This window comes from Fibrobacter sp. UWB11, assembly GCF_900143015.1.
GTDB lineage: Bacteria > Fibrobacterota > Fibrobacteria > Fibrobacterales > Fibrobacteraceae > Fibrobacter.
Map to the genome: position 1 here is coordinate 2,069,585 of NZ_FSRT01000001.1, position 23,444 is coordinate 2,093,028.

A 23,444-nucleotide genomic window follows, 5' to 3' on the forward strand; every position below is an offset into this window, starting at 1 on the left:
AATCTATTTATGCGACGAATATTTATTCCTATTTTCCGCCACATTCTTGTACATCGACAAATCATCAACTTCTTCAGCTTCGTGCAGAATCATATTGCTGTCGCTGAGATCGATTATATTTTCCGACTTAGGCGTTTCTGCATCATCATCAAAGCCGCAGATTCCGAAGTATTTGTCAAAGAATCCCTTGAGCAAGGCGAAAATGCGGTTCTTTAATTCACTGAGATTTTCAGCAGTTTCGGTTTTCTTTGCGAAAAGACTCTTTTTCGGCATTAGGGCGGGGAGGCCTGTTCCGATATCGCTCATAGTGCCGTCGTGGAAGGCGTCGGCAAGGAATTGGCGGGTCTTTTCGTCGTTCAACTTATTTTCCTGAATGAGCTTGTCCAGGTCGGCATCACGCTGCTCGCGAACGAAAGCTCGCCAATCCTTATCCACATTGGTTTTGGTATTGACGCGAGCGATAAATGCTTCGATAAGTTCTTTCTTGCTGCGAAGTTCAATGGATCCGTTGACGGCCTTGTTGATTTCGCCAAGAATTGTTTTGTCTTTGCAGTTGCCCTTATGGTACTTTGCGACGAGTTCCAAGATGTAATCAATGGTGATGTCCACCTGTTTGATAAGCTCAATTTCGAATTCAACATCGTCCTTGATGCTTTCTTTCTCGCCCTTTTCCTTGGTGTACTTTTCGTAGAGCCGTAAGTATTCGCCTTGATAATCTTGCAAGGCTCTTGCTGAGAATTCGTCGTCCTTGAATTCGTCAAAGCAGCTAAGAATGTTCCTGAGGCGGAGCAATGCTCCGTACAACTGGATAAATTCCTTTTCCTTCTTTTCGCCGAGGATTTCTCCGCTTTTGAGGAGTTCTAGCGGGAATTTGCTTTCAAGTTCGGCGACGATTTCGAGGTAGCCCTTTACGTGCTTGCCCTTTTCGGTATAGCCTTCGTAATAGTCCTTGAATGTTTTCAAGAGGACTACGCCGCCGGCGTCTTTATCGCCGAATAGAGCGATTGCATCGTCTGTCTCTTTTTGCAGGGAACGGAAGCAAATGATGTTTCCGAATGTCTTGACGGAATTGAGAATACGATTTGTACGAGAATAGGCTTGCAAAAGACCGTGTTGACGAAGATTCTTATCAACCCACAGCGTGTTAAGCGTAGTTGCGTCAAAGCCAGTAAGGAACATGTTTACGACGATAAGCAAGTCGACTTGCCTCGTCTTCATCTTTTCCGACAAATCCTTGTAGTAGTTGTCGAATTTGTCGCCACCCTTTCTCGCATCATCTTTCTTTGCGACAACCTTAGCGTTCTTGTTCTTTCCACTAAAATTGGTCTTGAAAGTCTTGTCGTAATCGAAGATTGCGGATTCCAGAAAGTCGCGGGAACTCTGGTCCAGCTCCATTGTGTCAAAGTCTTCTTCTGCTAAAAGACCTGAGTCTTCTTCGTTTGGTGCATAGCTGAAGATGGTTGCTATGGTAAGCCCAGCGCCGGGTTCGCCTGCTTTGCGCTCTGCGATTTGCTTCTTGAACTCATTATAATAGAGTTTTGCAGCAGGAATCGAAGCCGTCGCAAAGATGGAATTAAAACCGTTTTGACGTTTGCCTTCCAATGCGTAAGTTTCATTACGTTTGGTCTTCTGGTCAAAATGATCCAGTACATACTTGACAACTTCACTAATACGCTTTTCATCAAGCAGAGTTTTTTCGGTTTCAATAGCAGAAACTTGCTTGTCGGCGCGCCCCTTCTTAGCCTTGATTGTATTGATGTAATCGATGCGGAAGGGCAAAACGTTGCCATCGTTGATGGCGTTAACGATTGTATAGTGGTGGAGCTTGTCACCGAAGGCTTGCTGTGTCGTTCTTAAAAGCGGAGATTTCCCACTTCCAGAATTTTGCGGGAAAATAGGTGTGCCAGTAAAACCAAAAATGTGGTAATTCTTGAATGTCTTTGTAATGCGTTGGTGCAGTTCGCCAAAATGGCTTCTATGGCATTCATCAAAAATCAGGACGACATGTTTGTTATAGATTTCATGTGCCTTGTTTTGCTTAATAAAGCATCCAAGTTTTTGAATCGTTGTAACGATAATCTTGTATTCCTGGAAGCCGCCTTTTTCGTTCCTGTTTTCAAGTTGCCGCGTAAGCACTGCAGTAGACTTGTTTCCGTTTGCAGCGCCCTTCTGGAATTTGTCGTATTCGCGCATTGTCTGGTAGTCCAGATCTTGCCTGTCAACGACGAAAAGGACCTTGTCAATGAATGGTAAGTCCTTGGCGAGAAGGGCAGTCTTGAAACTGGTGAGCGTTTTGCCGGAACCAGTTGTATGCCAAATGTAACCGCCTGCATCAACCGAGCCCATCTTCTTATATGTATTTGCAACTTGGAGTCGTTCTAGAATGCGTTCGGCTGCGGTAATTTGATAGGGGCGCATCACCATGAGCATTCTTTTTTCGGTAAAGATGCAGTACTTGGTGAGAACGTTTAAAAGAGTGTGCTTTGCGAAGAATGTCGCCGTGAAGTCAACAAGGTCGCGGATATTTTTGTTGTTTCCGTCAGACCAGTAGCTGGTGAACTCGAAACTATTACTCGTTTTCACTTCGCCTTTTCTGCCGGCAATTTCTTTCAAGTGCCCGTCGCGGGTTGTGTTTGAGTAATATTTGGTTTCGGTTCCGTTGGAAATAACAAATATTTGGATGTACTGGAAAAGCCCAGTTCCTGCCCAGAAACTGTCTCTCTGATAACGGTTAATCTGATTGAACGCTTCCTTGATGGAAATTCCGCGCCTTTTGAGTTCTATGTGAACTAGTGGGAACCCGTTCACAAGAATTGTTACGTCGTAGCGGTTATCGTGCTTTGCGCCTTGCTCTTCACCAATGACGTATTGGTTAATGACTTGAAGACTGTTGTTGTGAACATTCTTTTTGTCGATAAGGGTGATGTTTTTAGAACGACCGTGGTCATCCTTGAATGTCTTTACATGGTCTTCTTGAATGGTGGCGGTCTTTTCTACGCTTCCTTGGTTGCCGTTGGCGAGTTCTTGGTTATAGAATCGCTTCCATTCTTCGTCACTAAACTTGTAGTGGTTCAGGATTTCAATTTTAGTACGAAGGTTTGCGATTAAATCAGCGTCGGATTTGATTTTTAAATACTCGTAGCCCTGTGCTTGCAACTGCTTGATGAATTCACGTTCAAGATCGGCCTCGCTCTGATAGGCATTAGACTTTGAACGAATCGGTCGGTATTCGGCAACGACTGTGGATTCACTGGTTTGGGCTATTGTGTTATACATGCTTATTTTTTTTCAATTCTTGTAGGACATAAGTATCAAACCATGCAGGGACTTCGTCACAAGATTGTTCAATCTTGATTTGTCCATTACGACATTCAGCAAAATTCAAATAGGCTCGATTAGGAGCCGATTCGGAGTTGTCAAAGAAATAGACCCTATCAGCAACTTTCAGTGCGGGATAAAGGTTTTGCAATGATTTTTTATACCTATCTTTGACCTTGCTCTTAGGAACCCGGTGTCCACCTTGCTTAACCCGGCTTTTTACACGTTCCCAATTAATTTTGGAACTTTTGGTAGAAACAAAATACAGGTAAACCTTGAAACCCTTGTTCTTGGCAATTTGCATCAATTCAATTTTAGACTGGTGGGAAAAGACGGTTTCATAAAAAAATGTCCCATCTGTACCCAACATTTTCATTGTTAAGTAATCAACAAGATATGCGGCAACAGTATTGATTGTTTTATAGCTTTTGCGGCCCTTCCAAATAAAAGTGCTGTTAGTGAATGCAATTTTTTCTTGTAAATAATTTAAACTGATGTTGTTGTTTGGACGGGTATTAGCCTTTGCGGATTGCAAAAATTCTGCGATGCTACACGAAATAGGCCAAGTATTGATATTAAAACCTTTATTGCCAAGATCTTTGGCGATTTTATCTGCATTGACATCGAGTCTCTCGGAAAAAAACTTGTTTTTCACCAAATAATCGTATAAACTCGATTTGCCTGAACCATTTGGCCCTGCAAAAACTCTAAAACGTTTTGTGCTCATATAATAGAAAAGACCTTTTTTTCTGGTTTGACCGAACGTTTGACTTTTCCAATGCGTTTTTTTGTTTTATCTGGGAACATCATGTAAATATCGTTCCCTACAGTAAAACAAACTGGGCTTCCACTTGAAAGGGCTTTTTTATAGGCTATAAAACCAGCCCTAGAATACATCGGCTGGCGTTCCACTATTGTAGATGATTCTTTTATTATTTTTTTCGTTGTAGAAACCATGGTGTACCTTTTTTGTATCAGGGTTGAATTCCGTCAATCTGTCTGTAAAAAATATATTATTCTTTGAGAGATAAACTCTTTTTTTCTTCGATGCTACCCAATTTAGTGCTATTTATCCATTTTTGGGGATGTTAGCAACATATCTCTATAGAATTCATATTGCTTCTTTCTGGCCTCGATTTCGGCGGGTATTCCCTGTGAAATATCGTTGACAAGCGTGTCAAATCGGTCGAGAATGGCAACGATGCGCTCCTGTTCGGCAAGTGAGGGAATAGGAACAATGATATTTGCTAGCGAGTCTGGGGTGACTTCGATAACCTTGGTTCCATGAGCAAGTTTTCTTTTCTGTTCAAAGGACATTGATGTGTGGAAATAATAGGACAGATATTTCGCATTTTGATTGTGGTGTATTATTGCGGAATGTCCGCTGATGGCGATTTTCTCATTACCAACCCATGCAACGCATTTGCAAACATCTTCAACATTCTCGCTAGTAACGGCCATCACGATATCATTTGGTTCTGCATATTTTTGTTTTGCGGCAGCAGTTTCACTAATGAAGGTGAATGTTTTGTCTGCATACAAACCGTACTTGGTATAAATTTGTCCATAATGAATGCAGGGGACACCGGATTCGGAGAAATCTTTTTTCTGGAAGTTTCCTCCGCGAATAATAGTTGCTATGTCGCCTAGTTTCAGAGTCACGCAGCCAAAGACATACTGGAATAGCTTGACTTCGTCTTCGAAACGGACGCTTGGTAAACTATTGTTTACCTGGGGGGGGTAAATGCTAGCAATCGATCACGATAATATTCATATTGCTTCTTTCTTGCTTCAATTTCCGCAGGAAGGCCGATTTTTAGATCGTTACATACAGCATCAAAGTTGTCGAGAACATTGACAATTCTCTTTTGAACATCAATAGACGGAATGGGAAGTTTATACTCTGCAATGGTTGCGCCAGTTAAAGATGCTCTTGTGGTAAATCCACAATTCTTTGTAACATAGGTTCTAAAGGAAAATGTGTCAAAACAATATGCGCAATATTCGGGTAATAATTTATCTGTTTTCGGCGTTGCTCTAATAGAAAAACCGTTGAAAACACAGTCGCCAATATCATCAAGCATGACGGATGCGTGTCCTACATCTTCCGCTGTTTCTGATGTTCGTGTGAAAAGAACGTCGCCTCTACCAACATGAAGTTTTTGCTTTTCTTCATCAGTGCATTCGACAAGAGATTTTATATCTGACTTGTGCAGAAATCTGTGGTTGAACACGTCACTAAAGCTTATAAAGTGAGTTCCTCGCCCAAAAATTCCTTTCCTTTGGAAAGTCCATTTTTAAACTCAAATAAATCTCCAAGAGGTATAGAATCAACATCAGTCTTGAATGTCAGCATCATGTCGCGGTAAAATTCATACTGTTTCTTGCGAGCTGTTAGCTCCGCTGTTAGCTCCGTAAACTTATCTAGTATATGTACTATTTCTTCTTGGATTTCTAAAGGAGGAACAGGAATGATTAGTTTTTCAACAACGCATGAATCTAGTGTAGGAATTCCTGCTTTTCGAACGCGAGACTTTAGAAAACCTTCTTGGCAAAGAATTGCGTAGTACAGATAGCGACTATTGTTTTCTGAAGATTCAAGAGTAAAACATCCATCTGAAGACCAGAACGCTTTATCGCAAAAGCCAACTGTTCCTGCTGATGCGCCGACATTTATAATCATTACGGAATTTGCAGGACGATTCGCTTCAGAATAAAAACCTAATGGCTCTAATCCTCCGTGAAATACAGGAAATGGGGCGTTTAAAGACAATTGGTTTTTTGTTAATCTGCGCCCACGCAAAACCTTTGTAAAGGAAATCAAAGGCTTATACTCAACCCCGTTCGGGCAAAACTTCTTAATCATCTCATCAATTTTGCTCATTTTGCACCTGCCTTACTTTCCCCATGTTTGCTGATGATTTTGTTTTTTACATCAGTCACCAAAACCCCTTTATAAGTAAAGTAGGCTGGCCCTTGGCAGGTTTTCCATTCTTTTCCGGTTCGATTTGACATCAATTGCTTTGCAAGTTTACTTAATGAGATTTCTTTACCCTTATATTCAACATTAGAATTTGATAGAGTTTTCACCTGAACGGATTCATCGTATTTAAATTTTAGAATACTTCCGACTGGAATCCCTATTTTTTGAAAATCGAATCGCTTTTTATTTTCGGGCGTCCCTTTTTTGCTTTCAACGGCAATGCTATTGCATTTTTTTGAACTAATCTTGCCTTTAATATCTTTTAAAACAATTCCATTATAAGTGAAATAAGCTGGCCCTTGGTAACCCTTCCATTTTTTCCCAGTTCGCTCTACCATCAATTTTTCAGCAAGCCTGCTTAGTGATAGACTCTCGCCTTTATATTCAACATTAGAGTCGGATAAAATTTTTGCCTGAATAGAGCTGTCGTACTTGAACTTTATGAATGTTCCGACCGGAATACCATATTTTTTAAAATTAAAACGCTTGGTCGAATTAATTGCACCATTATGTTCTTCATTTTCTGAGTCTATGTCTTCCAGTATTTCATCAGTTGTCCAACTTTCATTTTTCCATAATTTTTTTGTTGTATTAGTAATTTCTGCGATTTTTTTGAAGATATTCCATGCCTGTTCGGGAGACATCTCATAAAACTCTCTTTTCCGCAAATGACCATTTATCTTATCTGATACATGGAGTTTATCGGTGCATGTGTCAATGAGATCATGAAGCATCTTGTCCGAATTGTTTGTGTCTGTTTGGTACGTTCCATATATGCGAAAAGCTTTAGGAGTCCATGTTGAAGCGTTCGCTGTAGCTAGTCTTTTTTGAGGATCTTCAGCTTCGCCTATTTTTACATATTTGGGGAAAGATGGATTTGTGAAAATGTATATGTATTTTTTTGCCATTTTCTATTTCTCCAAATCGGCGATAATCTTGTTGATTGCCTTGCGTAATTCGTCTTCGTGCTTGACAATCTCCGCAATTTCCTTGTTTAGCTGAACGATGTCCACCTTTTCGCGAGTATCCTTTTGCTCCACATAGGTCGAAACAGAAAGGTTGTAATCCTGTTCGGCCACATCGTCGATAGCTACCAATTTCGCAATGTGCTTCTTGTTTTTGCGCTCCGCCCAGTTGTTTTCGATATTCTGGATGTTGTCGTCTGTCAACTTGTTGGAATTTGTGACCTTGATGCATTCGGCGCTTGCGTCAAGGAACAAAATCTTGTTATCGGCCTTGTTCTTCTTCAGAACCATAATGCATGTTGCAATACTTGTTCCAAAGAACAGATTGTCGGGCAACTGGATAACGCAATCAACGAAGTTATTATCTACAAGATACTGGCGAATCTTTTGCTCAGCTCCACCGCGATACATAATGCCCGGGAAACACACCACTGCGGCGGTACCATCGGTAGAAAGCCATTTGAGAATATGCATTACAAATGCAAGGTCCGCTTTCGATTTCGGCGCAAGAACGCCTGCGGGCGCATAACGCGGGTCGTTAATCAAAGTCGCATCGCTATCGCCAGCCCACTTGATGGAATATGGCGGATTGGAAACAATCGCTTCAAAGGGCTCGTCATCCCAATGTTTCGGATCTGTAAGCGTGTCGCCAAGTGCGATATCAAACTTGTCGTAGCCTACATCATGCAAGAACATGTTAATTCGGCAAAGGTTGTAGGTCGTGATATTGATTTCTTGACCGAAGAATCCCTGACGCACGCCGTTAGGTCCAAGAATCTTGCGCGCTTTGAGCAGCAAAGAGCCTGAGCCACTTGCCGGGTCATAAATCTTTTTGATGTTCTTTTTGCCATGAACAGCGATTCTCACAAGTAGTTCAGAAACTTCTTGCGGCGTAAAGTATTCGCCACCCGACTTGCCTGCGTTGCTGGCATACATGCCCATTAAAAATTCGTAAGCGTCACCGAAAGCATCGATAGTGTTGTCTTGGTAGTTGCCCAAATTCATTTGAGCAACACCATTCATCAACTTAACGAGTTTGTCGCATTTCTGAGCGACAGTCTTGCCCAACTTATTGCTGTTAACATCAAAGTCGTCAAAAAGACCTGAAAAGTTTTCTTCAGAATCACTTCCTTTTGCAGAATTTTCAACGTACTTGAAAACGCTTTCCAGGGTCATGTTTAGGTTTTCATCTTCTGCAGCCTTTTTCAGAACATTGCAGAAAAGCTGGCTCGGAAGCATGAAGAACCCCTTCTCGCTGACCATGTCGTCCTTGATCTGCTTCGCTTCCTTGTCGGAAATGTCGGCGTAGTCAAAGTCCTTCTCGCCGGCTTCCCACTGGTACTGGTTGATGTAATTCGTCAGATTTTCGGAAATGTAGCGGTAAAAGAGCATTCCCAGCACATACTGCTTGAAATCCCAACCATCAACTGAGCCACGAAGATCGTTTGCGATGTTCCAGATGGTGCGGTGCAGCTCCGCCCGTTCAATCTCTTTCTTGTTGTCGGCCATTTTGAACCTATAGGAGGGGTTTTAAGGAAAATATAAACAAAAAAGGTGAGGCGGAAATTGTCGAAAATCGGCGATTTGTTGTTTTTTTGAAAAAAAGTAAAAAATAAAAAACTTTTTGATATAATTTGTTTATAATATGGTTGTGGTTTATAAGGGCGCATGGCTGGAGAATGCTTCACTTCGCGATGCGATTTGTTTTTTGAGGCAAAGCGCCTTTACTAGGGATGGTTATTCTGGTAGGGGTATAGAGGAAAAAATGGATAATTTAAGTAAATTTTACACAAATGTGAAAAATAGCATCACGTTTCCTATAAAAAAAGACATTGATGATTATGCATGTGGTTTGACTAAGGATCCAAAAGTCTTTGGAAATAGTGTTTGGCCTTTGATTTTTTTTAGGGCCACATCTCCTGCCATTTTAGAAGAAATTAAAGATTATTTTGACGAAAAAATTATCCAATCTAGGCTTGATTACGATACCGACGATTATCATTTGCATCTTGCCTTTATTTATTTTACTCAAAAAAACTACAGTGGGTGCTTGGTAGAGCTAGAAAAGATAACGACAGGGATTTTACATCAACAGATATCAAAATGGGCAACTTTTTCTGGATATCTTACAAGGGCGGAAACATTATTTCCGTCAAAAAACCTTACGAGCAAAACAGGCTCTCTTTCGCTGAATCATACGGATGCAAATGTTATTCTTTTGTATAAATGGGGATATACGTATCAATTTTTAGATGATCTCCCCTTGTCGGATACGGCTTATCACGAATGTTTAAATATAATTCAATTTACTGCAAAAAATTTTGAAAAGGAACTGTCTCAATTATGTGTTCGTAAGGGTGTTCCAACAGGAATGATAAGTCAAATGATTCAAAATCTACAACCCAATTATTCAGGGATGGGGAGTGTGGAAAATGATATGAATAATAGTGTCGGTGGTGCGCGAAATATTGATAGTGCAAGTGGTTTTATGGCGAATTTGACAACTTTAAAGAATACAGTTGTTGGATATGGTAGCGATGATAACAAAAAATATGGTGGGATTTTATTTCTTTGCAGGCACATAAGAAACAAGTGTTCTCATGAATCTACGTTAACGACCAAGTTTTTTAATAACAGAGATGAATTTACAGAATTAATGTCAATATTGCATGAGGGATTGTTGCTTGTGTCACAAGTAATGTAGCCAACGTAGATGAAAGAATGTCGATGAGTCAATTACCTTGCTATAAATCTTCAAGTTTTAATGTTTCCTGTATTGAGCAAAAAAAATGGAGATTTTTCTGTTTGCTTTTTTTGTTTGGCAGATGTAGAAAAATTGGAAAGATTAAAAAATTTTGAAGAATAAAAAGATAAATAAAAAAAAATTTGAAAGAAAAACAGGACGGGAAAACATGAATAGAAATTTACATTGTATAATATTTAAAGAACTTTGTGAAACTGTTTATGTAGATGAACCGTGTTTTACAAATCATCCTTGTCTAGACGCTTGTAGAGGTGTCGCTAATTTAAGGAGTAGAAAATGGGAAAAATGTATATCAGCCCATCAAAAGCTACCTCGAGTTGTTCTTGTTTTAGAGTCTCCACACAAACATGAATATAATCAATCTACAAAGAGGGCGATTCGCCCAGCAAATGGTCCTACAGGAGACTCTATCGATAACGATATAATAAATTTGTTGATTGAAGCATATCATAACCAAAAGCCTTCTAAAAACCTTCCTCCTAAAGTTTTATTGGATGTTGTTGAAGCTGTTTCTTATCAGTGTAGTAATAACAAAGATCCCATAAAACAAAAAGAACGAAACGAATTGTTTAGGAAAGTTTGGAATGAATTTGGAAAAGATGATTTTGAAAAAAGAATGAGAAAACTAAGCCCGTTTGCAGTAATTAACGCTTGCACGGGTTGTGCAAAAAATATCAGGTCTTATATTAATCGTCGTAAACGAGTAAAAGGAAATCGCCAAAATCCTAAATATTTGAAAGCGTTAAATGTTTTGGTACAAATATCTTTGGATGCTATTTGGGAATTAAATCCAAATGTTGATTTACTTTTTTCTTCGCATCCTTCTAGCTCGCATTTTAAAAGTAAGGGTCTTTTTTTTAGATAGACATATGTTGAATGAAGTGATATGTTTTGAGGGGAGGGAGCCATTAGACGAAAGGATAGCCACGGAACAAGTCCGGGGCAAGTTCCAAACTCAGCGTAACGGGGCTGAAGACAGGGGGAAACCTCCCCCTCTTGCACCTCAAAATGTCCCTCAAAATGTCCCCCAAAATGTCCCTCTAAACGGCACATTAAATGGCATATTTAGCGATACATTAAAATTGTAAAATTCGCATAAAGGCACGAATAATAGTGAAAAAGAAACTTAATGAACCGTTACAATGGCAGATTATTTGGCACATTAAATGTCCTTTAAAAAGTCCCTTTTAGTGTCCCTTAAAACAAAATTTTTTCTCCAACTATCCAGAATTTCCAGATAGCTCAAAAAAGTTTGAAACGGCGGAGTATTTGGTGGGAAAAAACTTGGAAAAATTAATGAAATTTATGAAAAAAAAATTGGAGGTCGCAATTTGCGTCCTTAAACACGCACTTAGCATTCTCAGCATTCAGGTTTTTAAGGGCAAACCCCTTAGGCGAAGTTTCAACAAGCACTTCATTTATACACATCAACTTCGTAGTGTGCTTTTTTAGTTCCAACTTTGGAGCCATTGACTCGGAATGGCTTAGCAGAGTGAATTTCGGGGCGAATTCGCTGTATCACTAGAACTCTAGATGATTCATCGGGGGCTTTTTCCGTTACAGCAATGGAATCTGTAGAAACAGTGAAGTTGTCGAAACGGATATAGCAGTCGTGCGTTGGCGACCAATCGGCAGTACTTCCGCCGTGGAATGTAGAGAGATAAAATTTATCCACATGCAGCGTATCGTAGTCGCGGAGGCGCAATGTATCTACATCTAGCGCAAGTTCGCCATCGAGCCACGCCTGCACGCGACCATTCTTATCACCTTTTCCGGGAGCCGACACAGTGTTCATCGAGACTTTATTGACAATGCGGTGCCATTTGCCAATCGCGAATTGCGCCTGAGGAACCGTTCCGTCCAAGTCCCACTTGAAATCATCACCGTATTCAGAATGTTGCCCCATAAAGTAAATCAGCTGGACAGCGTTCCCGCCCTTGCGCCACATGATACGGGCACTCCAGCCGTCGCCCGTTTCGGGCAAGGCGTTTCCCGTATAGCACTTGCCACCGCAAAGCCCTGGAAGTTTTCCGCCCAATTGGAATTCAAAACCCTCCTCAAAGAAAATATCGTACGCGCTCCACATCGTATCGGCAACTCGTTCGAGAGGCTGTATGATTTGAGCGGCACAAGCGGGCGTATCATTATCATTCGGACCAACGCAGCCCTTGGGATACTTGAGTTGCAACACATTGCCGTGTTCTTCGCCATCATAGACGATTTTAGAATTTTGGCCACCATTCTTATCCATGGCGTACCACCAGCTTTTATCCATGGTGTCGCGCTTGAAATCTTCCTTAGCCTCCGCATTGCCATAAACGCCGACCTCATGATTTTCGAAGTTGACAAACGAGACCGTATCAGACACGGCTTGAGCAAAAGCGGCAGAAGCGCAAAATAAGATATGTAAAAATCCGAAACGCATATTGGCAAACTTCCGATTATAGACTTGATGGCAAATTAAGTCCGTCATAGCATAATGCGACAGCACCTTCCAATATACATAAAAAACAGATTATATTTCTATTATGCACGTCACACAATTCCTCCCCCGCTGTTTTTCGTTTGCGCTCGCATTGGGCGGTTTTGGGGTGTGTGCGGCTGCGAATTTGGACGGAGTTTTTGACGCAGGTTGGACGACAGCATACCAATCAGCGGATTCGCTTACGCATATGCACCAAAGATTGCATGAGCTCGGCATGGAACAGGTCGTATTGCAATATGCGGCGGTCGAAAAAACGCACTTGTATTACCCCTCGCAGCTAGACTTTTTGCAGAACACGCAATACAAGAACAACCAGCTTTTCCCCAAAAGCATCGATGCGGCAAAGGCAGCCGGGAACAAGATTTGGCTCGGACTTTATTACGATGGAGAAAATTGGTACATTCCACCGACGATATCGCAACTCGATACACTGGCAGCGAGAAATATAAAAGTGCTCGACGAACTGCACGCTCTTTATGGAAACGAAACTGTAATTGAAGGGGTTTATATTCCGCAAGAAATTGCGCGCTATTATTGGGATGGGCTCAGAGCAGATGCGACCGCGGCAGCACTCGCAACGCACTTTTTGATTCCGGTCACGCGAGCTGTACAAGCTAAAGGTTGGAAAGTCATGACCGCTCCGTTTTACAACCAGAATTTGGAAACGCCCGAAAAACTACAAGCATTTTTCGAATCGCTTTTTGCCACAGGTTTCAAGCCGGATATCATCGCCGTGCAAGAGGGCGTTGGGGCAAGCGATGCAGGCAAAGCTCACGCAAGCACTGCAACCGTTGGCAACTACGAGCGGGCGGTCGCCAAAGTTTGTTCGCAATACGGGATTGAATTTTGGGTTGATATGGAACTGTTCCGCACGGACGATTTACACACGCTTGCCGATAGCGCAAGACTTTCGGCGCAATTGGATACTGCACTCGCGGCGGGAGCGTCAAAGGTTATTGCTTACGACTTAGCCGTTCTCGGAAATGCAGGTTTAGATTCACTTGAAAAATGGTTCCCGCGAGACACATCGCAAGCAACTCCAATTAAAGAGCGCCGCGCACAAAGAAAGACGCAAAAGTACGGCAATCTGTACAATAAAGAAATCCGCTATTACAAGCTGAACGGTGCAAGAGTAAAGACAAGCGAATAATTTATTATTATTTTCAAATAAAAAAGGAGAATTATGAAAAAATTTATCTTATTCATCACATTTACCTTCGCCCTCTTCTTTGCGGGTTGTGCAGGATCCAGCAGCAGTAATCCTTCATACACAAACTATCGTTTCTTGACAGGTAATCTGTACCTCCATACCGAAATTCCAGTACCCACAGAAATTGATCTTAAATTCATCAACAAAAATCACGATTACAAATACGCAAAACCGATTTACACCTATGAAAGAAGCCTCTCCGCTTTTTCATTTATCAAAGACGATGTCATTACAAGAATTAGGGCAATGGCCCCAAGGTTTATGAAAGCCGATACAAACTTTCACCCTGCTGAAAACTTGAGCGATTCAGAGTATATCGACTTTTATATCAAATACGTTCTTACACATTACTACCCATCGACATCCAAAGAGGAGGCAATCTACAACAGTGAGCTCAACTACGGTTACAATTGTCATTATCCCAAGGATCCTGACATCATTCATTGCGTAGCGCTTCGCATAACGCCCCAAAGAAATTTTGTCGCCATAGAAATGACCGCTCCGACAAGATCCGAAGAGAATGTCAAAGACTGGATTGTACCCACAATCGAAAGCGTTGACGAAAAAATGGTGCAGAAATAAACCTCTATATATCGGGTCATGAATAAATTTATTTTCATCCTGTTTTTTGCAATTGGGCTTGGGACCTCTGCAGCTGACGCAATTGTCAAGGACAAAAAAGTCAAAGAGAGCAAGCCCAAATACGCCATGACCGAAATCATGGATTTTGATGGTCAGCAAGTTCTCTTAGAAGAACGTACAGACAAAAAGTTTATCCAAGATTTATATATCGACGATTACAAATTTCCACACCCTTTTGTTGCCATGGTCGGGACCGCTTTTGCGAATCACCACTCTATCGAGATTTATCCCGATGACATTTGGCTTTTGATTATGGACGGAATCCGTCTGCATGTCAAAAACAATCGCGATAAGTTTAAAGATAAATTCGTAAAAAACGAAGCAGACACAAATCTTGTCATAAACGACAATGCGCTTACTTTGCAATCGCCACCTAGCGCATGGAAAAAAAACATTGCACAAATATACGATTCACTTTACCAAAAACTCCCGGAAGATACAAGAAGTTCTTTCGACATTGACTTTTCCACATCCACTGCAATTGACAAGTTCGTTGCAAAAGCAACGCTCATGGCCATCAGCTCGGAATATTACTCTTACTCCATACACACTTTGTGCGGGATTCCTCAAATTATCATCAAAGGAAAAAAGCGAGATTGGCAAAAACTGAAAGACTCATTCGATAAACTAGCGAATATTTTTGACATGCCCTGGTGGGCTGAACAACTCGATCCGATTCTAAATGAATTTATCCAGACTTTCAACAACAAGATTAACATGAAATTTTGGAGGAAAATCTACAAATACGTCCCTGAGGATCTCGGTTGCGGAGCTACCCCGCACATCAACGGATGGATAGCAAAATTCTTCCCTTACATTGTCAATGGAGAACAGGAACACAGAACCAATTGGGACGAACAAATCCAATACAAAGACATTTCAGCCGGGAAAAACGATGTTTTCATTACATGGAAACATCTTGGCAAAGAAATTTACTTACTATTATCCACCGGATTTTGGGGCGTGACCATCGACCCGAAAACAAAGCGTTTGAGAACAATCCGCGGATACGCGCTGACGAAGGATAGGGATTAGGATTTTTTCGTTAATTTGCCGCCCGCGATGAGCACTAAAAAGGCGGCACCGCCAACGCCAACAATTTTCTTGATATCGCTCCAAAATTCGCGACGTTTTTCTTTGCACGATTCGCAAAGTTTTTCAAAGTCCTCGGCTTTATCGCAACCGCATTTTTTGCATTTATTCCACAATTTCTGAAGCATAGCCAAACTCCTTAATCGTTGAAGGTGAACGAGAAGTCTTTTTAAAATACCATTTTTTGTTAGGAATGAGAGTAACGGGAATCACAATTTTTGGGGGATGGCATCCTCACCCAAACTTTTATATATTTGACGCCTACAGCGTCCGCGGCGACGGCTCGGTAATAAAAATACGCCAGCATATTTTTGCAACGCTAGCCTTGCACGCTTATGAAGTACTGTTTTAAAGGCGAAGCCAAGGAGCAGTTTAAAATGGATTTCAAGAAATGCAGCGAAGTTTATGGATACAAATCCATTGCCGAAGTCGAAGAAGAAGAAATGGCGGAAAAGATTGCTCAACGTGATCGTGACTGGATCGATGCCATGTTTGCCAATGGCAAATTAACTGATGAAGACATCTCTAGCATTTCGGGCGTTCCGCTAGACGAAATCCAAAAGCGTAGAGCGCAACGCTAAACAGTCCATTTGAAAATGTCCACGGTGATAAAGCCGTGGATTTTTATTTAGTTCATCTATGGTAAAATTTCAACGAAATACGGAAAATGTTTAGATATTCCGAATTTGGTTGAAAAGTTTTTAAAGAAACGACTACAAATTTGAATATTTGTAGTCGTTTTGTACAGACAAATTGCGTTAGGGATAGTGACCACGGTGTGGCGAAGCAAGGCTCCGTCGCAAGAGCTGCGCGGGGGTGCCACAGGTGCGCACGGGCGTTTCTTGCGATATAGCCCGACCTTGCCCAAGGCAAGGGAACGCCCAACACAAGTCTTGCGCAAGGAGATTCCCCATCAAGTGGGGAATGACATGAAAGAAGTGCTCAGGAACAAAGCAAAACAGGCTTGTTATGCGCTCTGTTCCGCACGCGGCACGCAAAAGTTCCTAAATTTTAGCTAGTAACATTCTCTACCGGGATCGCCATCCCGATGGATTAACTCTCAACAAATGAGGAACAAACAAAAAATGGCAAGAGCATTGATTATCGGTTGTGGCGCCGTTGCCACAGTTGCTATCAAGAAGTGCTGCACCTGCAGCGAAGTTTTTAGCGAAATCTGCATCGCCAGCCGTCATCGCGAAAATTGCGAGAAGTTGGCTCAGGAACTCCGCCCGAATACGAAGACGGTCATCACGACTGCCGCCGTGGACGCTGACAAGGCCGAGAACGTCTCTGCTCTCATTAAGCAATACAAGCCGGACCTGGTGATGAATATCGCTCTCCCCTACCAGGACCTCGCCATCATGGATGCATGCCTTGAATGTGGCGTGAACTACATGGACACAGCTAACTACGAGCCGGAAAATATCGACGATCCGGAATGGCGCAAGGTCTACGACAAGCGCTGCAAGGAAAAGGGCTTTAGCGCCTACTTCGATTACAGCTGGCAGTGGGCTTACAAAGAAAAGTTTGAAAAGGCTGGTCTCACGGCATTGCTCGGTTCCGGCTTTGACCCGGGTGTTTCTCAGGCATACTGCGCCTACGCCTTGAAGCACCAGTTCGATACCATCGAAGAAATCGACATTCTCGACTGCAATGGCGGCGATCACGGTTACAAGTTCGCAACGAACTTCAACCCGGAAATCAACCTCCGCGAAGTTTCTGCTCCGGGCAGCTACTGGGACACGGACGAAAACGGCAAGGGCCACTGGGTTGAAATTCCGGCTATGAGCATCAAGCGCGAATACAACTTCGCACAGGTTGGCAAGAAGGACATGTACCTCCTCCACCACGAAGAAATTGAATCTCTCGCCCAGAACATTCCGGGCATCAAGCGCATCCGCTTCTTCATGACATTTGGTCAGAGCTACCTCGACCACATGCGTTGCCTCGAAGACGTGGGCATGCTCAGCACACAGCCGATCAAGTTCCAGGGTCAGGACATTGTTCCTATCCAGTTCCTCAAGGCTCTCCTCCCGGATCCGGCAAGCCTCGGCCCCCGCACTGTTGGCAAGACCAACATCGGTTGCATTTTCAAGGGTACTAAGGATGGCAAGCCGAAGACTTACTATCTGTACAACGTTTGCGACCACCAGGAATGCTACAAGGAACTCGGCAGCCAGGCTATCGCCTACACGACTGGCGTTCCGGCTATGTGCGGTGCCATGATGGTGCTCACGGGCAAGTGGAACAAGCCGGGTGTGCATACGGTCGAAGAGTTCGATCCGGATCCGTTCATGGAAGCCCTCACGAAGTACGGTCTCCCGTGGAACGAAGACTTTAATCCTGTATTAGTCGACTAAAAAAGTCGGTCATTAGTAGTTAGTCATTGGTTATTAGTTGTTATAAAAGCGACAAAGTCGCCTAGTATAAACTACAGACTAATGACTATTGACTAATAACTAAACTTGACACCTGATTCTTGAGACTAAACAATGAAAAAATGGCGCATTGACGATTCCCGAGATCTTTACAACGTAAAGGGTTGGGGCGTAAGTTACTTTGACATTAACGACAAGGGTCACGCGACGGTTTCGCCGATCAAGAATGGCGGTCCGAGCATCGACCTTTACGAGCTCGTGCAGGAACTTTCCTTGCGCGATGTTTCGACTCCTGTGTTGTTGCGCTTCCCGGATATTCTGGACAGCCGCATCGAAAAGATTCACGAGTGCTTCACGAAGGCAACGACTGAATACGGTTACAAGGGCGGTCATTACAGCATCTTCCCAATCAAGGTGAACCAGCAGCGCGCGGTCTTGGAAGAAGTGGTGAGTCACGGTTCCAAGTTCAACATCGGCCTTGAGGCAGGTTCCAAGCCGGAACTCCACGCGGTGCTTGCGAACATGGAAAATCCGGACGCGTTGATTATCTGCAACGGCTACAAGGACGAAGACTTTATCGAGCTTGCTCTCCTCGCACAGAAGATGGGCAAGAAGATTTTCATTGTCGTCGAAAAGATGAACGAGCTTCACTTGGTTGTTGACTTGTCTCGTCGAATCGGCGTGCGCCCGAACATCGGTATTCGTATCAAGCTTGCAAGCTCTGGCAGCGGCAAGTGGGAAGAATCCGGCGGATACCACAGCAAGTTCGGTCTGAACAGTTCTGAACTTTTGGAAGCTCTCGACTACATCAAGGAAGAGAAGATGGAAGACTGCATGAAGCTCATCCACTTCCACTTGGGTAGCCAGATTACGAACATTCGCCATATCAAGAATGGACTCCGCGAAGTGTCGCAGTTCTACGTCCAAATTAGAAAGATGGGCATGGGCCTTGAATTCGTGGACGTGGGCGGCGGCCTCGGTGTCGATTACGACGGTACGCGTAGTTCTAACGCAAGTTCCGTGAACTATTCCATCCAGGAATACGCAAACGACGTTGTGTACGCGATGTTCGAAGCATGCGAAAATGCCGATGTACCTCACCCGAATATCATTGCGGAATCGGGCCGTGCTCTTTCGGCACACCATTCCATCTTGGTGTTCAACGTGCTTGAAACGGCTGGCCAGGCATTCTTTGACGAAAGCGTTCACGAAATTAGCGATGACGCTCCGGAAGCACTGAAGGACTTGTACGGCATTTACAAGAGCCTTTCTCCGAAGAACTTGCTCGAAAGCTGGCACGATGCCATGCAGATTAACGACGACACCTTGAGCGGTTTCAAGATGGGCGACGTGGATTTGCAGACGCGCGCTATGAGCGAACGTTTGTTCTGGAGCATAGCCCGCAAGGTGGACTTGCTCGCACGCGACTTGCGCCATCCGCCTTATGAATTGAGCGAACTCCCGCGCTTGCTCGCCGAAAAGTACTTCTGCAACTTCAGCCTTTTCCAGAGCCTCCCGGACAGCTGGGGCGTGGATCAGGTGTTCCCGATTATGCCGATCCAGCGTTTGGACGAAGAGCCGACGATTGAGACGACGATTCAGGACGTGACTTGCGATAGCGACGGCAAGATTGACATGTTCGTTCGCGGCGGCGAAGTGGCACGCACCATTCCGCTCCACCCGATCAAGAAGGACGAACCGTACTTTATCGCGGTTTACCTCGTCGGTGCCTACCAAGAAATTCTCGGTGACCTCCACAACCTCTTTGGCGATACGAACGCGGTGCACATTGTCTGCAACGACAAGGGCGGCTACGATATTGACAAGGTGATTGACGGTGAATCCGTGGAAGACGTGCTCGACTACGTGAACTTCAGCGACAAGGCTCTTGTCCGCAACATGGAAAACTGGGTCACGCGCTCTGTGAAGGAAGGAAAGATTACGCTTCAGGAAGGCAAGGAATTCTTGAACATCTATCGTTCCGGACTTTACGGGTACACGTATCTGGAATAAAGTTACTAGATACTCGTTAATAGTTACTAGTAGATTCGCGGAAGTCAATGGAACGGAACAACTACAAGATTGCGGTTTTGCTAGCCACTTACAATGGCGGCAAGTACATCTGGGAACAGCTTGAATCGCTGTTCCAGCAATCTTGTAAACAGTTCCATTTGTATGTTCGTGATGACGGCTCCTCGGACGATACAATGAAAATCGTCGAGCAATTTCACGGAATGTTTCCAGACAGAGTTACGATTTTAAAAGACTCGCAAAAGCACAGAGGCGCGGCGAAGTCTTTTATGTATTTGCTCGAAAATGTGGATTCCGAGTATTACATGTTCTGCGACCAGGACGATATTTGGTTGCCGGAGAAAATCGAAAAGACTTTTGCTCGGATGAAGGAAATCGAGAAGGCTGTTGCCGAAGCCCCGAAAGTTGTTATGGATGGAACTGCCGCGAAAAACGTGCCGATTCTCGTAGCGACGGATTTGGGCATTGTCGACGAACAACTTAATTTACTTTCGGAATCGTTCAACAAAGATTTGAAAATTGACGTTTTCCGCAAGCACCCAGAATTAATTTGTGTGCGCCACGTGGTCACCGGTTGCACGATGATGTTCAACCGCGCCGCAAAATTGGCAGCACTCCCTATGTCTCCTCGCGCTACCATGCACGACGAATGGGTCGCCCTTTGCGTCCACTTCAAAGGCGGAGTCATTTCGATTCTCGACGACTCGACGATTCTTTACCGTCAGCACACCAGCAATACGCTTGGCGCAGAACAGGCCCGCAAAGGCTTTTTCACACGCGCCATCGCCCGCGCAGGGCAAAAACAGTTCTTCCAAGTCGCAAAATTGCTCCACAAGGATTTCGGATTATCGTACTTAAAGTTCTTGATGTACAAAATTTTGTATAGTTGGTTCTAGGTATGAGAAGAAGCATTTGCATGGCGACCTACAATGGCGCCAAATACATCAAGGAACAGCTGGACAGCATTATTCCGCAACTTAGAGAAGATGACGAGCTCATCGTTTCTGATGATGCCTCGAAAGACGATACATTGAAAATCGTCCAGAGCTACAACGATCCGCGAATCAAGATTTTCCACAACGAAAATCACGGCGTTGCACACAACTTTGAAAACGCCATGCGTGAAGCCACGGGCGACTTGATTTACTTTGCCGACCAGGACGATGTATGGTTGCCGGGCAAGCTCGACAAGATGGAAAAGTTCCTCACGGAAGGCGGCTATGACACGATTCTTTGCAACTGTTCGCTCGTCGATGCCAACTTGAACGTCATCAAGGAACGCCATTACGATGAAAAATGGCCGATGAAAAAATCGCTCTTGCGAAACATCATCAACAATTGCTGGCTCGGTGCCTGCATGTGCTTTACCAAACAAGTGAAAGACGCTTGCATGCCGTTCCCGCCGAAAGTTGTCGCGCATGATTTGTGGGTCTCGTACTATGCCCAAAAGCATTTCAAGTGCGGTTACCAAGACGAAGTTTTGCAGCTATACCGCCGTCACGAAAACACAGTCTCGTTCACGGGCGGCAAGAGCACGAACAGCCTCTATTTTAGAATTGCATACCGCGCTTACCTCGCGTGGCATATCCTTTGGCGTTAGGCATTAAGCATGAAAATTTGCATTACACTCGCAACATATAACGGCGAAAAGTATCTTGGCGAAATGCTTGATTCTTTAGTCGCGCAGACGAAACAAGCCGATGTTATAATTGCAGTGGATGACGGTTCCAAAGATTCTACATGCGAAATCTTGGAACGTTACAAAGACAAGCTCCCGCTAGAAATCACCAAGTTTGAGAAGAACAGAGGGCACCGCGCATCGTTTTCGACAGCTTTGGAAAAGGCTCGCGAATTGCTCGCTGACGACGACGTGATTTTCCTTGCTGACCAAGATGATATTTGGCTTTCGAACAAATTGGAAGTGATGAGCCAGAAGATTGGCGACAATTCCATGATTTTTGGCAATGCCGAAATTATCGATGGAGAAGGCAAAGTCACGGATTCGTCTTGGCGCAAAAAGGCTGAAACGGTCGAGCAACTGAGCCAACGAGCGCTCCTCACCGGATACACGAACGTGACCGGTTGTATGGTTGCTTTCAAAGCAAGGCTTTTGAAGACAGTGCTCCCGATTCCGCAAGAGGTCCCCGTACACGACCAATGGATTACGCTTTGCGCAACCGCAGAAAATGGTTACCGAGCTATCGCAGATAAGGTCATCCAATACCGCATTCACGGCAACAACGCCATCGGCGAAGGCAACAAGACTTGGAGTGAAAAGCTCCAGACGAACTTGCAATGGGCAAAGGCTGTAAGAGATTCAAGCGTTTTCGAAAAACTGCCAGACGAAAGCCGCCTATTTTTGGACAAGTTCATTCAGTTCCTGGAATTACGCTTTAGCCATGCATTTTTATCACCGCTATGGTTTGTGTGGATTGTCCGTAACGCGCGCAACATCTACCCGCAGGTTCATAGCGCCCCCAAAATGATTGCACGAATTCTGTTCTCGTTCGTGGGCGTCTCGACCGCCAAAAAATTTTTCAATAAGAAATAAAATATCCTATGATTCACGAAATTGCACCGCACAAGCTTGATAACGAATTTAAAGACATTGCACCAAAGCCCACCGATTACTTGATTATTTTCAATGGCGAGCAAACGCTTTTCAAGAAGGCAGGCGACAACTTCGACATTCCGCGTGTGAGCGAATTTCCGCAATGCGAATGTCATTACTTGATTAGCATCGATGGTGATGCTTATTTCTTGTGTAATTCGAACTTGCCTGAAATTCCAGAAGGTTACGAATTCCGTGGCAATCGCACGTTCCGCACGCTTGAAAGCCATTTGGAACGCCTCGGTGGCGCAACGTCTGCACACATTGCCAAATGGGAAAGTTTGAACAAGTTCTGCGGTAAATGCGGATGTCTCATGAAGCGTGGAACCAAAGAACGTTCCATGATTTGCCCCAGCTGCAAGAACACCGTCTATCCCAAGATTTCGCCGGTCGTGATTGTCGCTGTTCACAATGGCAACGAGCTTTTAATGGCTCGCAATTTGGACAATCCGGATAAAACGCGCATGTTCCTCATTTCGGGATTCGTGGAAATCGGTGAATCGCTGGAACAGGCGGTTAAGCGCGAAGTCCTTGAAGAAGCAGGCGTCCGCGTGAAGAACATCAAGTACTTTGGCAGCCAGCCGTGGCCGTTCTCGGAATCGCTCATTTCGGGCTACACAGCAGAACTTGATGGCGATCCGACCATTCACATGCAAGAGGCAGAACTCGCTTGCGCCACATGGGTCAAACGCGAGGACATTCCCGAATACGATACGAGCGTGAGCATCAGCAGTTGCTTGATCGAAAACTTCCGCTCGGGATATACGATTAAGGAATAATACAACAGCAAGAAATCACTGGATCCTTCACCCTTACAGGGTTCAGGATGACGAGTACAGAAAAGCGCGGCCGAGAAGCCGCGCATTTTCATTAAGTCCTTTAGGTAAGAAGCCGATGCGTAGCAGCGGCTTTAACAACCACCCGCTATGCGGGTGAGATTAGAGCTTAAGCCATTACGAATAGAA

General features: G+C 43.8%; 22 protein-coding genes. 12 read left to right on the forward strand and 10 right to left on the reverse strand.

Annotation, left to right across the window (positions count from 1 at the left end):
• Positions 1-3: 3 nt before the first annotated feature.
• The 8 genes from BUQ91_RS08590 to BUQ91_RS08625 all read right to left on the reverse strand — a co-directional run bounded on the left by BUQ91_RS08590 (position 4) and on the right by BUQ91_RS08625 (position 8,775).
• Positions 4-3,276 (reverse strand): type I restriction endonuclease subunit R, encoded by a 3,273-nt coding sequence (locus BUQ91_RS08590; RefSeq protein WP_074208873.1) that lies wholly within the window; start codon positions 3,274-3,276, stop codon positions 4-6.
• Positions 3,269-4,045, reverse strand: a complete 777-nt coding sequence (locus tag BUQ91_RS08595; protein ID WP_074208874.1) for a zeta toxin family protein — start codon at positions 4,043-4,045, stop codon at positions 3,269-3,271. The genes BUQ91_RS08590 and BUQ91_RS08595 overlap by 8 nt, the downstream gene beginning before the upstream one ends.
• On the reverse strand, positions 4,042-4,275 hold the full coding sequence (locus tag BUQ91_RS08600) for a hypothetical protein (protein ID WP_074208875.1): 234 nt from the start codon (positions 4,273-4,275) through the stop codon (positions 4,042-4,044). The genes BUQ91_RS08595 and BUQ91_RS08600 overlap by 4 nt, the downstream gene beginning before the upstream one ends.
• 108 nt (positions 4,276-4,383) lie before the next feature.
• The gene (locus tag BUQ91_RS08605) at positions 4,384-4,980 is read right to left on the reverse strand and encodes a restriction endonuclease subunit S (RefSeq protein WP_074208876.1); all 597 of its coding nucleotides are present in this window, start codon (positions 4,978-4,980) and stop codon (positions 4,384-4,386) included.
• A gap of 65 nt (positions 4,981-5,045) precedes the next feature.
• Entirely contained in the window at positions 5,046-5,552 is a 507-nt protein-coding gene (locus tag BUQ91_RS08610; protein ID WP_074208877.1) for a restriction endonuclease subunit S, read from the reverse strand.
• 11 nt (positions 5,553-5,563) lie between these two features.
• On the reverse strand, positions 5,564-6,202 hold the full coding sequence (locus BUQ91_RS08615) for a restriction endonuclease subunit S (protein ID WP_074208878.1): 639 nt from the start codon (positions 6,200-6,202) through the stop codon (positions 5,564-5,566).
• Positions 6,199-7,209: a GIY-YIG nuclease family protein gene (locus BUQ91_RS08620; protein ID WP_074208879.1), complete on the reverse strand. Its 1,011-nt coding sequence runs from the start codon at positions 7,207-7,209 to the stop codon at positions 6,199-6,201. Before BUQ91_RS08620 ends, BUQ91_RS08615 begins: the two co-directional genes overlap by 4 nt.
• Before the next feature lie 3 nt (positions 7,210-7,212).
• A complete protein-coding gene (locus BUQ91_RS08625; RefSeq protein WP_074208880.1) occupies positions 7,213-8,775 on the reverse strand; it encodes a type I restriction-modification system subunit M in 1,563 nt (520 codons plus the stop codon).
• Between the two features lie 136 nt (positions 8,776-8,911).
• On the opposite strand from BUQ91_RS08625, the gene BUQ91_RS08630 reads away from it, so the two are divergent.
• Together BUQ91_RS08630 and BUQ91_RS08635 are read left to right on the forward strand one after the other, a co-directional pair.
• Positions 8,912-9,970: a hypothetical protein gene (locus tag BUQ91_RS08630; RefSeq protein WP_074208881.1), complete on the forward strand. Its 1,059-nt coding sequence runs from the start codon at positions 8,912-8,914 to the stop codon at positions 9,968-9,970.
• Between the two features lie 151 nt (positions 9,971-10,121).
• Entirely contained in the window at positions 10,122-10,895 is a 774-nt protein-coding gene (locus BUQ91_RS08635) for a hypothetical protein (RefSeq protein ID WP_074208882.1), read from the forward strand.
• Between the two features lie 549 nt (positions 10,896-11,444).
• Here the strand turns inward: BUQ91_RS08635 and BUQ91_RS08645 are convergent.
• Positions 11,445-12,455, reverse strand: coding sequence for a polysaccharide lyase (locus BUQ91_RS08645; RefSeq protein ID WP_254842297.1), 1,011 nt, complete (start codon positions 12,453-12,455; stop codon positions 11,445-11,447).
• A 103-nt stretch (positions 12,456-12,558) separates the two neighbouring features.
• Here BUQ91_RS08645 and BUQ91_RS08650 point away from each other — a divergent pair, with 103 nt between their 5' ends.
• From BUQ91_RS08650 to BUQ91_RS08660, 3 genes are read left to right on the forward strand one after another with little or no spacing between them, the layout of a single operon-like run.
• Positions 12,559-13,665 (forward strand): DUF4434 domain-containing protein, encoded by a 1,107-nt coding sequence (locus tag BUQ91_RS08650; protein WP_074208884.1) that lies wholly within the window; start codon positions 12,559-12,561, stop codon positions 13,663-13,665.
• Between the two features lie 33 nt (positions 13,666-13,698).
• The gene (locus tag BUQ91_RS08655; protein ID WP_072826799.1) at positions 13,699-14,307 is read left to right on the forward strand and encodes a hypothetical protein; all 609 of its coding nucleotides are present in this window, start codon (positions 13,699-13,701) and stop codon (positions 14,305-14,307) included.
• An 18-nt stretch (positions 14,308-14,325) separates the two neighbouring features.
• Positions 14,326-15,402 carry a DUF4419 domain-containing protein gene (locus tag BUQ91_RS08660; protein WP_074208885.1) on the forward strand — a complete coding sequence of 359 codons (1,077 nt, stop codon included), beginning with the start codon at positions 14,326-14,328 and terminating at the stop codon, positions 15,400-15,402.
• Here BUQ91_RS08660 and BUQ91_RS08665 read toward each other — a convergent pair.
• Positions 15,399-15,587 (reverse strand): hypothetical protein, encoded by a 189-nt coding sequence (locus tag BUQ91_RS08665; RefSeq protein ID WP_074208886.1) that lies wholly within the window; start codon positions 15,585-15,587, stop codon positions 15,399-15,401. The genes BUQ91_RS08660 and BUQ91_RS08665 overlap by 4 nt on opposite strands.
• Positions 15,588-15,836: 249 nt before the next feature.
• On the opposite strand from BUQ91_RS08665, the gene BUQ91_RS08670 reads away from it, so the two are divergent.
• From BUQ91_RS08670 to nudC, 7 genes are all read left to right on the forward strand, one after another.
• Complete coding sequence (locus BUQ91_RS08670) at positions 15,837-16,040, forward strand: hypothetical protein (RefSeq protein ID WP_097020418.1); 204 nt, start codon at positions 15,837-15,839, stop codon at positions 16,038-16,040.
• A 504-nt stretch (positions 16,041-16,544) separates the two neighbouring features.
• On the forward strand, positions 16,545-17,819 hold the full coding sequence (locus BUQ91_RS08675; RefSeq protein WP_074208888.1) for a saccharopine dehydrogenase family protein: 1,275 nt from the start codon (positions 16,545-16,547) through the stop codon (positions 17,817-17,819).
• A gap of 132 nt (positions 17,820-17,951) precedes the next feature.
• Positions 17,952-19,850, forward strand: a complete 1,899-nt coding sequence (gene speA / locus BUQ91_RS08680; RefSeq protein ID WP_012820343.1) for a biosynthetic arginine decarboxylase — start codon at positions 17,952-17,954, stop codon at positions 19,848-19,850.
• 47 nt (positions 19,851-19,897) lie between these two features.
• The gene (locus tag BUQ91_RS08685; RefSeq protein WP_074208889.1) at positions 19,898-20,764 is read left to right on the forward strand and encodes a glycosyltransferase family 2 protein; all 867 of its coding nucleotides are present in this window, start codon (positions 19,898-19,900) and stop codon (positions 20,762-20,764) included.
• Between the two features lie 2 nt (positions 20,765-20,766).
• A complete protein-coding gene (locus BUQ91_RS08690) occupies positions 20,767-21,468 on the forward strand; it encodes a glycosyltransferase family 2 protein (RefSeq protein WP_073423230.1) in 702 nt (233 codons plus the stop codon).
• 9 nt (positions 21,469-21,477) lie between these two features.
• On the forward strand, positions 21,478-22,419 hold the full coding sequence (locus BUQ91_RS08695) for a glycosyltransferase (protein ID WP_074208890.1): 942 nt from the start codon (positions 21,478-21,480) through the stop codon (positions 22,417-22,419).
• Positions 22,420-22,427: 8 nt separating this feature from the next.
• Positions 22,428-23,258, forward strand: a complete 831-nt coding sequence (gene nudC, locus BUQ91_RS08700) for an NAD(+) diphosphatase (RefSeq protein WP_074208891.1) — start codon at positions 22,428-22,430, stop codon at positions 23,256-23,258.
• Positions 23,259-23,444 lie beyond the last annotated feature (186 nt).